13 protein-coding genes and 2 pseudogenes are annotated in these 9,133 nt (G+C 35.7%); 2 read left to right on the top strand and 13 right to left on the bottom strand.

From position 1 onward, the window contains the following. Positions 1-63: 63 nt before the first annotated feature. The 12 genes and pseudogenes from CS921_RS15355 to CS921_RS15300 all read right to left on the bottom strand — a co-directional run bounded on the left by CS921_RS15355 (position 64) and on the right by CS921_RS15300 (position 7,354). The gene (locus CS921_RS15355; RefSeq protein ID WP_240422393.1) at positions 64-489 is read right to left on the bottom strand and encodes an immunity 70 family protein; all 426 of its coding nucleotides are present in this window, start codon (positions 487-489) and stop codon (positions 64-66) included. Beyond that, positions 458-1,033, bottom strand: a complete 576-nt coding sequence (locus tag CS921_RS15350; protein ID WP_099225423.1) for a hypothetical protein — start codon at positions 1,031-1,033, stop codon at positions 458-460. Before CS921_RS15350 ends, CS921_RS15355 begins: the two co-directional genes overlap by 32 nt. 1 nt (position 1,034) lies before the next feature. Beyond that, a complete protein-coding gene (locus CS921_RS15770; protein WP_162921804.1) occupies positions 1,035-1,607 on the bottom strand; it encodes a hypothetical protein in 573 nt (190 codons plus the stop codon). A 318-nt stretch (positions 1,608-1,925) separates the two neighbouring features. Next, entirely contained in the window at positions 1,926-2,354 is a 429-nt protein-coding gene (locus CS921_RS15340) for a hypothetical protein (protein ID WP_240422392.1), read from the bottom strand. Between the two features lie 20 nt (positions 2,355-2,374). Next, positions 2,375-3,325: an EndoU domain-containing protein gene (locus CS921_RS15765; RefSeq protein ID WP_240422391.1), complete on the bottom strand. Its 951-nt coding sequence runs from the start codon at positions 3,323-3,325 to the stop codon at positions 2,375-2,377. Next, positions 3,322-3,870 (bottom strand): T7SS effector LXG polymorphic toxin, encoded by a 549-nt coding sequence (locus CS921_RS15760; RefSeq protein WP_240422390.1) that lies wholly within the window; start codon positions 3,868-3,870, stop codon positions 3,322-3,324. Before CS921_RS15760 ends, CS921_RS15765 begins: the two co-directional genes overlap by 4 nt. Beyond that, the gene (locus tag CS921_RS15325) at positions 3,867-4,235 is read right to left on the bottom strand and encodes a hypothetical protein (protein ID WP_099225420.1); all 369 of its coding nucleotides are present in this window, start codon (positions 4,233-4,235) and stop codon (positions 3,867-3,869) included. Before CS921_RS15325 ends, CS921_RS15760 begins: the two co-directional genes overlap by 4 nt. Beyond that, positions 4,235-4,522, bottom strand: a complete 288-nt coding sequence (locus CS921_RS15320; protein WP_099225418.1) for a DUF3130 family protein — start codon at positions 4,520-4,522, stop codon at positions 4,235-4,237. The genes CS921_RS15325 and CS921_RS15320 overlap by 1 nt, the downstream gene beginning before the upstream one ends. Before the next feature lie 594 nt (positions 4,523-5,116). Beyond that, positions 5,117-5,344 carry a hypothetical protein gene (locus CS921_RS15315; RefSeq protein ID WP_099225416.1) on the bottom strand — a complete coding sequence of 76 codons (228 nt, stop codon included), beginning with the start codon at positions 5,342-5,344 and terminating at the stop codon, positions 5,117-5,119. A 21-nt stretch (positions 5,345-5,365) separates the two neighbouring features. After that, the gene (locus CS921_RS15310) at positions 5,366-6,703 is read right to left on the bottom strand and encodes a T7SS effector LXG polymorphic toxin (RefSeq protein WP_099225414.1); all 1,338 of its coding nucleotides are present in this window, start codon (positions 6,701-6,703) and stop codon (positions 5,366-5,368) included. Further along, positions 6,700-7,068, bottom strand: coding sequence for a DNA double-strand break repair Rad50 ATPase (locus tag CS921_RS15305; protein WP_099225412.1), 369 nt, complete (start codon positions 7,066-7,068; stop codon positions 6,700-6,702). Before CS921_RS15305 ends, CS921_RS15310 begins: the two co-directional genes overlap by 4 nt. Then, a pseudogene (locus CS921_RS15300) lies at positions 7,068-7,354 on the bottom strand (DUF3130 family protein). Before CS921_RS15300 ends, CS921_RS15305 begins: the two are co-directional and overlap by 1 nt. An 83-nt stretch (positions 7,355-7,437) precedes the next feature. Between CS921_RS15300 and CS921_RS15825 the strand changes: the two are divergent. Both CS921_RS15825 and CS921_RS15295 read left to right on the top strand, forming a co-directional pair. Further along, on the top strand, positions 7,438-7,686 hold the full coding sequence (locus CS921_RS15825) for a DUF6883 domain-containing protein (protein ID WP_338037328.1): 249 nt from the start codon (positions 7,438-7,440) through the stop codon (positions 7,684-7,686). Between the two features lie 15 nt (positions 7,687-7,701). Further along, a complete protein-coding gene (locus CS921_RS15295; RefSeq protein WP_099225410.1) occupies positions 7,702-7,899 on the top strand; it encodes a DUF4926 domain-containing protein in 198 nt (65 codons plus the stop codon). A gap of 1,004 nt (positions 7,900-8,903) precedes the next feature. Here CS921_RS15295 and CS921_RS15290 read toward each other — a convergent pair. Beyond that, positions 8,904-9,133, bottom strand: a pseudogene (locus tag CS921_RS15290) (hypothetical protein); the annotation flags it as partial.

The following is a 9,133-nucleotide window of genomic DNA, read 5'->3' as shown; positions in this document are numbered from 1 at the left end:
CACAAGAAATCGACCTATCCCATAAGAAAAGATTGATCTAAAAATAATAGAAAAAAATATGTTTTACAAACTTTTAATCTCTAGGTTAACACTTTCATCAATTGCTTCATCAATTGCTTCCATCATGACAGAAATCAAATCCTTTCTATCACTCGTTATATAATAGTTGGCTAAACTTGTAACATCCTCACTTATTTGATTTCCCCAAGGTGGTGTAGTACTTAAATCTTCTGCATCCCAAACTACTTTTTCTGGTAGTAATTGACTAAGCTCTTTTTGAATTTCTGCTAACTCTTTCTTTGCTTCATTTTGATCTTCAGTCGTCAATAAGCCACTATATAATTTTGTCATGATAACAGGATAGTTACTTCCCCATTTCCCGTTCTCTAAATTTATACAAATTGTAGAGAAAAAAGAATGTAGAAAATCTCCAGTACCTATTGAATACCACAAGAAGTCAACTTTTATCCCCACTGCCACTATTCTCATCCTTTATTTTTTCTTCTTGTAATGCAATATCAACAGAGCTGTTAATACTTTCAGTTAATTCTTGCCATTCTTCATTTGAAAAGTTGCTAAAGATAAATCCAACTATATTATCATGACTATCAAGAAGCAATTCTACGCTATCCATAATCAATCTTCTGCATACTTCTATAGAATCTTGAAGAACATATATCTTTTTCGTATCTTTAATAATAGCAAAGTTCACATTATCCGTCACAATATGTTCTGCACTAAAACACTCCATATCAATTACTGGGTTGCCAGTTTCCTTAGAAATATTTAAATGCTCAACTTCATTCATCATTTCTTTTACATCATTCACAGATACCAATGTTATATTTACAATCTTTTTGGTCACAGAATTAATCGACATTTCAACAAAAGATGATTTTGAATTAAGCATTCGATAATAGAACAACTCTTTGTCTTTATCATCATTATCTTTAAATTCAACCTTTATAGGAACATAAAAATCAACTTCTTTTTCACCTATAACAGCTTGATTTAATACGTGTTCAATCTTCAATTTATTTTCCTCCTTCTGGTATGTAAAGCGCATGCTTCACAACTGGTAATTGCCCTTTTTGTCTAGGTGGACTAAAAATCAATTCCCAATTACCCGCTCGTACCGGAATATTGTACTTATACCCACTTATAGCCGCTTCACCAACCGCTCCCTTTAAGCTAGTCAATAACTGTTGCTCTGTCATTTTCTGCCCATGAGATAGTGTTCTTGTTGAATATTCTGCCATATGTTTAGTTCCATTAGGATTTACCCAATACTTTTTCCCATCTACACTTAACTCAAATGATTTCGGTATTTGAGTTCCCTCAATATTAGGTTGTGTTGCCTTGATATCATCCCACACTGTTCCTGCAATCTTAGTCTTAACTCCACCTGTAACACTTCCCCGAATCGCAGCTGTACTTAAGCCTAACCCTAATACTGCATCCGCAAGACCGCTTTCCTGCGCCCACTCAGCGCCACCTTGCACATACGCGAAACCTTGCAAGATTTTTCCTGCAATTTCTTCATAAGTCCGACCATTGCTAAGATAAAAAGTCCCATCTTTCCATGAGTCATTAATTTTATCTTCCAATTGATCTAGCGTCAGATTGGGATACTTGGACGGATCTCCGTGTTTCTCCAAATAATCCTTTGATAAATTTTTTTGATTGGCTGTTTATTTTCTGTTTGACTCATTTCCTTTTCAATAGCTTCATATTCTTCTAGCTGAAATAACTATACAATAAAGAAACGTTTACTCATTCATTTTTTGATGCACGAAAAACAGTATGAGTTTTTGTTATCTATTGACATTTTGATTAGTAGTGAGTTCAGGCTTACTAGTCAAGGATTTGCTATTCGACGCCCATCAGATAAGAAGCGGATTTTTATTTATTTTTATAACAGTTAACTACTCTATTTCCAAAAAATTTTCTAACATTTTTTTTACTGGAGGACTAGCACTTTCTAATAAGTTTTGTGCTTTTATTTTTAATATATCATTTGAACTTATTATGTTCTTATATTCCTCTGAATCAAAAGACCTCAATGAATCTAGTGCATATTCAATGACATCATCACTATCATTCATTAAACTTAACAGAAATGCAAAACCATTCATTCCTGCATCCTCATCAATGCAGTAAGATACCCGTATTTTCCATAAGTCGCTTTTAGAATCAATATTTTTATACATTTCCTCCCAGTCACTTTGGGTAAAATTATTCAATAATTCTTGTGCCTGCATATAGGCATAGTCATACCAAAAATCTTCTGACGAATTTTCATTAATAAAATCTAGTAAATAACTATCCAATTTTTCAAACATTACCTGTACCATCTGTATCATCCTTTCTAAATCTATTTTATTGGGTCAAATCCTGGAGTAGGTTTTCCCCCAACAGGATAACCAGAAATTATTTCGTTGCCTCTTTTAATTACATCAATTTCTACTCCATTAATTTTCCCTCTGTGAAGTGTTAATCCATCAATGCTCCGTTGTCCGATAGCACTAGAATTACTAACTTCATGAATAGCATCAATAATATTTTTGTCTGACCAGCCATCAGGAAACACTGTGCTTGTTTTTATTTTTGAAATATTTCCATCTGAAAATTGTTTCGTATATTTTATAACTTTAGTTCCATCTGGATTTACTTTTATAGTTTCTGTAGCAAAATTTGGATTAGCATTGTTAATATTGGCTGAATGTCCCCCAACGATTCCATTTGAATTTCCTTTTCGCTGGCCCTCTAGGATTTTAGCCTCTATTTCAGGCGTTAAGATTGATTTCCCTCCACTTGCTTCCTTAAATACAGCATTTCCCCGGATTGCTGCTATGCCAAGACCTATTCCCGTCACCGCATCATACAACCCACTATCCTGCGCCCATTCAGCACCGCCTTGCACATACGCCGAACCTTTCAAGACTTGTCCCGCTAGCCCTTCATAAGTCCGACCGTTGCCAAGATAATAAGTCCCATCTTTCCACGAATTATTGATTTTATCTTCCAACTGATCTAGCGTCAGATTGGGATACTTGGACGGATCCCCGCGCTTCTCCAAATAATCTTGTAACTCTACATTTTCTACCGCAACACCAAACTTCTCTAATACCCACATTACCTGTTCGTCGCCGTTCTCGTCAATATATTTCACGGCATAGACACTGTAATCTTTCAGTTCCTTTTCGTATTCCGCTGTACTCCCTTTTACAGTTTGATAGTCCTTTTGAAGCTCGACCATCGCTGAACGTGTGCTTGTTGGCAAACTATAGGTACCAGTCTGATCATTAAATTTGATCTGATTCAACAACTGATCCGTTGTCCGCCGAATTCCTGCATAAGATCATGTAACTGCGTGAAAGTATCACCATGGCTTTGTTCAAAAGCGATATACTTTTCTAAAATGTTCTCCTGCTTCACAGCTTCTGTCAATTGTGAGCGAATCTGTTGTGCCTGTCCTTCATAAAGTCCCGCCGTTGAACCCGATAACGAACGCTGAAGATTTTCCTTTTTGCTTTCTAAACGATCCACTCTTTCGCTCACTTCATACAATAGTTCTGCATCAATTTTTGCTGAAAAAGACGGATCCACTTGGCTATGAAAATCATGCACATATTGCGCAAGTAACTGTTCGCTCTCATCCATCGCTTCTAAAATACTCCGACAAAGAAGTGAATAGGTATCGTTAAAATAAGCTTTAGAGGACTTGACCGCTTGCCCTTCCAGTGAACTATCTTGTGTATAGTTCTGTGCGGTCGTTTGAATCCCTTTTATCCACACTCGCGCTTCCTCATTCGCTTGGGTCAAATTGTATAAAAAATCGCTCACTTCTGCAATATCAATTCGGCTCATGATGTGATCTCCTTTTGCAGTTTTCTTTGTTGGTCTTCTAAATCATAGAGTTTGTTTCGAGCGCGGTCGACTTGTTGATTGAGCGTCTCTTCTTTTTCCCGTATCGCTTTCCGCCATTCTCTGTGTTCTTCTTCCTGGACATCTTCCAAATAATAATGAAAACCCGTTGCAGTCCCTCCCTGCCAACCATCACGTAATAACTCCATTAACGCCTGTTCTTCTTGTTGCATCTGTTTAAAATCTACTTCCAGCCATTCCTGTTCGTTTTGTTCTCGCCGAATTTGTTCCAGCTCTTCTTTCGCTTGATTCTGTTCCCGCCGATTCGTTAACAAGGCTTGTTCAATTTGGTGAGCATTCCGATCCATCAACGCACCTCCAGCTGATTGACCTGTTTGCCTAGTGAAGTGTCCTGCTTTGCAAAACTGGCGCCCATCTTTTTCAATCGATCCGCATCCTGTTGTGCTACTTGTTGAAATACCTCCACTGCTTCTAAAAGCTCAAAGATACTCGTCCGCAATTCATTGGTGGAATTGGCACGACTGTATGCCATATTGTTATTTTGTAACGGAAGATACTGGCCACTTGTCGCATTTTTTGTTAGTTCAGCTGCATAACTTTGAAATGTTGCTTCTTTTATGCGAATTTCTCTCATGAATGAATTCCACTTCCCCTACCTATTTTTTAAACTGAATGATTTATTTTGTTGAGATAATTTTTATTGATAAACTAATTATATTCAATATTCCCGTATACTTCTGTGAACATTTATCAACAATAATAATTACTCAATCAAACGAAAACGTGATTTTAATCACAAATAACAATAAAGAAAATTCGAACAAAACAATTTATTATAGAATAAATTTTACATAAATAAAAGAAACATTCTTACCTAGGCCCATTCCATTGCTGAAAAAGATAGATAAAAGCATGTAAGTAAAATTACTCCACACAAACACTAATGAATCATCAAAAATTAATCAGCTTACCTTTTCCAAATACGTTAAATCTATTCTCCCCTCTCTATAGTCAAAAGACAGTCAAACACAAAAAAGACGCCTACAAAGTGTGTATTACCAGCACTTCTCGGCGTCTTTCTTTTTATGGAGCTGGCGGGAGGAATGGTATTTCTTTGTCCAGGTTAAGTCCATTTAAATGCTTTTCTATCGTTCATACAGTATCTAAGATGACTTCATACATTCTGTTTTTCTTTCAAAATCCAGTCAATATATAAAAGCTATAGTTTTCAAAAGTATTCTACAATATCATGCCATATCTCTAAAATTGATTTCCCTTCAATTCTTGCTTTTTCTAGCAGTTCTTCCGAAGACTTAAATTCTTGTGTACTTCCATTTGACACTTGTGTTAGATAATTTCCAACACTGTTTTTACTTATCCAATACTCTTCATCCTTGTAATAAAAATTGTACTCTTCTCCGTAGGCTAGACTAGTCGCCATTTCTTCAAACTTCATGATTTCCCCTCCTGTTTTGTGTTAATTTCTTGTAGGATTTCCTTCCGAATCATATGACCAAAAATGTTCATGCGGATATTCTGGGTGCTTTTTAGGATTCCCATGATTCGTCATGTCTACATCACGAATTGCTCTCCCGTTCTCATCATAATATCGTCTTGTTTTTACATTTCCTTTAACATCTAGAATATCTAGACTACTATTTGCTTCTCCATAGGGGCCTGGATTATTATTAACTAATTTATGCTTCTTCAACGGGGTAATATCTATTTCATTACCCAAATTAGATTTTATAATTATTTTAGAAGATGATACCTTTTTACTTATCCTCACTCCAGCAATACTTAATCCTATCCCCGTCATCGCATCATACAACCCACTATCCTGTGCCCATTCAGCGCCACCTTGCACATACGCCGAACCTTGCAAGATTTTCCCTGCAATGCCCTCATAAGTCCGGCCATTGCCAAGATAGTAAGTCTCGTCTTTCCATGAATCATTGATCTTATCTTCCAATTGATCCAGCGTCAGATTCGGATACTTGGACGGATCCCCGTGTTTCTCCAAATAATCTTGCAGCTCCACATTTTCCACCGCAATGCCAAACTGTTCTAATACCCACATTACCTGTTCTTCGCCGTTCTCGTCAATATATTTCACTGCATAGACACTGTAATCCTGCAGTTCCTTTTCGAATTCCGCTGCACTCTTTTTTACGGTTCGATAATCTTTTTGAAGTTCCGCCAGCGCTGAACGCGTGCTTGACGGCATGTTATAGATGCCAGTCTGATCATTAAACTTGATCTGATTCAATAACTGATCCGTGGTTCGGCGAATTTCCTGCACAAGATCATGTAACTGTGTGAAAGTATCCCCATGGCTTTGTTCAAACGCGATATACTTTTCTAAAATGTTCTCCTGCTTTATAGCCTCGGTCAATTGCGAGCCTATCTGTTGTGCCTGTCCTTCATAAATTCCTGCTGTCGAACCCGATAACGAACGCTGAAGATTTTCCTTTTTACTTTCTAAACGATCCACGCGTTCGCTCACTTCATACAATAATTCCGCATCAATTCTTGCAGAAAAAGACGGATCCACTTGGCTATGAAAATCATGCACATATTGCGCAAGTAACTGCTCGCTTTCATCCATTGCTTCTAAAATACTTCGGCAAAGCAGTGAATAGGTATCGTTAAAATAGGCTTTGGAGGACTTAACCGCCTGCCCATCCAGTGACGTATCTTGTGCATAGTTCTGTGCAGTCGTTTGAATCCCTTTTATCCATACCCGCGTTTCCTCATCTGCTTGGGTCAAATTGTATAAAAAATCACTCACTTCTGCAATATCAATTCGGCTCATGACGTGATCTCCTTTTGAAGTTTTCTTTGTTGGTCTTCTAAATCATAGAGTTTATTTCGTGCTTGATTGGCTTGTTGATTGAGTGTCTCTTCTTTTTCCCGGATTGCTTTCCGCCATTCTCGGTGTTCTTCTTCCTGTACATCTTCCAAATAATAATGAAAACCCGTTGCGGTTCCACCTTGCCAACCATCACGCAATAATTCCATCAATGCTTGTTCTTCTTGTTGCATCTGTTTGAAATCTACTTCCAACCATTCCTGCTCGTTTTGTTCTCGTCGAATTTGTTCCAACTCATCTTTGGCTTGATTCTGTTCCCGCCGATTTGTTAACAACGCTTGTTCAATTTGGTGAGCATTCCAATCCATCAACGCACCTCCAGCTGATTGACCTGCTTGCCTAATGAAGTGTCTTGTTTCGCAAAACTGGCGCCCATCTTTTTCAATCGATCCGCATCCTGTTGTGCCACTTGTTGAAACACCTCCACAGCTTCTAAAAGCTCAAAGATACTTGTGCGCAATTCATTGGTAGAATTAGCGCGACTATAGGCCATATTGTTATTTTGTAGCGTAGATACTGGCCACTTGTTGCATTTTTTGTTAGTTCAGCCGCATAATTTTGAAAGGTGGCTTCTTGTATGCGAATTTCTCTCATTCATCCGTTCCTCCACAAAGAAATTTTAGCTATTCATTAATTATAGTATATCATTTTAATTAAAATCCTTTTATGTCTAATTAATGAATTTTTATATTTTAAAACTAGTTTTTAGTCTATTAAAAAGAGAATCTGATGAATTATTGGAACAAATCTATAATAAATTGCCTCAATATGATGCAGTTCTTCGAAAAAGTGACTTATATGGTCAAAGATATACAGTAGATATGGAAATTAGCGGTTCAAATGGAAAAACTGCTATAGTGAGAACGGGATGGATAATTAAAAATAATTCACTTAGTCCTGAATTAACCACTTTATTTGTAAAATAATTAGGGGGTATTACATTGAAATTTAAAGAATATGATGTTGTTCGGACACTTCAAGAATGTGAAGAAGGCGTAAATAAAGGAGAAGTAGGTACAGTTGTTATGACATTTGAGATTCCTAACGAAGCTTATGAAGTTGAATTTCTTGATAAAGATGGTCAGACTAAAGCTCTATGTACATTGTTACCAGAAGAAATAGAGATAGTAAAAAAGTGATTAACTTGTAAAAACCAGGATGTACCTATACATTAGTGAGGGTGTACAAAATGAATTCAAACACATCACTAATACTCGATTTCTTTCCACGATAAATTTCCTATTAAGCAGTTACATGGGAATATGTACCATGCAGACAAAGACGATATTTATTATATAACTCCTACATCATTACAAGAGCATGGCAAATTGGTGGATATTTTTTCTATTTCTTACTCTTTTTATCCATTTCTACACAAAACAAAAACCATCAAATCCATTGGTACTAGCCAATTTTGATGGTTTTTATCTTTTTCATTTTTTCAAAAAGTGGAGCTGGCGGGAGGAATGAGAAATGATAGTGTATTTTGAAATAGTTTAATTTATATTTCTCAAGTTCGTACTGTTTTTAAAAGTTTTCATTCTATAATGTTTATAGTCAAGTAGTGGTCTTCTCGATGAAATAACTACTTAATACAATATTTTTTAATATAGCTTCTTTTTCTTTATTTTTACCCCTTATAAAGAATTACGTTTATTTTTAACATTAAACACATAATCTTGTGTCCATTCATTAGTAATGAAGAAAACACTATAAATTTCTTTTTTTCGTCTAGCTAAGTATTTCTTTGCTTTATTGCTTGCCTCTTAAACCAGCAGCATTTTATCTTCCAATACAAATTATAGAAACGAATTTTCTTTGCTGGCACACTCTAATTTTCTAATAATTTATTATGTTTTTCGCCTTGCTTAATATTTATACTATATATTGCTCCATTATAATCCTGTATAATTATAAAAACTCTAGCTCTCCACTTTTCTTATAATCAATGCTAAGTTGCTTTATATCATCACTTTTCAAATCAACTATTAGTTCACTAAGAAAATATGCCTTCTCTTTAATTGATAAAAATCCTCAAAAGTTTAATACAACACTACAAACTAGATACTGGAATTCCTCCTATTACTAGTCTTCAAAAATATTTTATAATATCATTCCACATCTCTGAGAATTAACTTCCTATCTATTCTCGATTTTTTAATAGCTCTTCTGAAGCCATAGATTCTTGAACATTTTCATTTAATGTACAGGTATTTAATTTTTTGAATCTAGCTTTTGGAACTGATTCATCGTTGAATAAATATGGTTGTGTACTTCTCAAATTCTCGTACCCTTTACTATCAAGAGTCAAGTGCTTATTCTCAAAAAGAAAATTTTTATCTTTTAATAAAAGCTCTTTTCCAGGACTTTGAG

Origin of the sequence: Listeria costaricensis, assembly GCF_900183385.1 — a bacterium.
Classification (GTDB): domain Bacteria; phylum Bacillota; class Bacilli; order Lactobacillales; family Listeriaceae; genus Listeria; species Listeria costaricensis.
This window is presented reverse-complemented; position numbering and strand designations above follow the sequence as displayed.

Bases quoted from the DNA above. Each gene is read 5' to 3' on its own strand.
- CS921_RS15320 (WP_099225418.1), bottom strand. From the start codon at position 4,522: ATGAGAGAAATTCGCATAAAAGAAGCAACATTTCAAAGTTATGCAGCT.
- CS921_RS15340 (WP_240422392.1), bottom strand. From the start codon at position 2,354: ATGGTACAGGTAATGTTTGAAAAATTGGATAGTTATTTACTAGATTTT.
- CS921_RS15315 (WP_099225416.1), bottom strand. From the start codon at position 5,344: ATGAAGTTTGAAGAAATGGCGACTAGTCTAGCCTACGGAGAAGAGTAC.
- CS921_RS15825 (WP_338037328.1), top strand. From the start codon at position 7,438: ATGAATTTTTATATTTTAAAACTAGTTTTTAGTCTATTAAAAAGAGAA.
- CS921_RS15760 (WP_240422390.1), bottom strand. From the start codon at position 3,870: ATGAGCCGAATTGATATTGCAGAAGTGAGCGATTTTTTATACAATTTG.
- CS921_RS15310 (WP_099225414.1), bottom strand. From the start codon at position 6,703: ATGAGCCGAATTGATATTGCAGAAGTGAGTGATTTTTTATACAATTTG.
- CS921_RS15305 (WP_099225412.1), bottom strand. From the start codon at position 7,068: ATGGATTGGAATGCTCACCAAATTGAACAAGCGTTGTTAACAAATCGG.
- CS921_RS15355 (WP_240422393.1), bottom strand. From the start codon at position 489: ATGAGAATAGTGGCAGTGGGGATAAAAGTTGACTTCTTGTGGTATTCA.
- CS921_RS15325 (WP_099225420.1), bottom strand. From the start codon at position 4,235: ATGGATCGGAATGCTCACCAAATTGAACAAGCCTTGTTAACGAATCGG.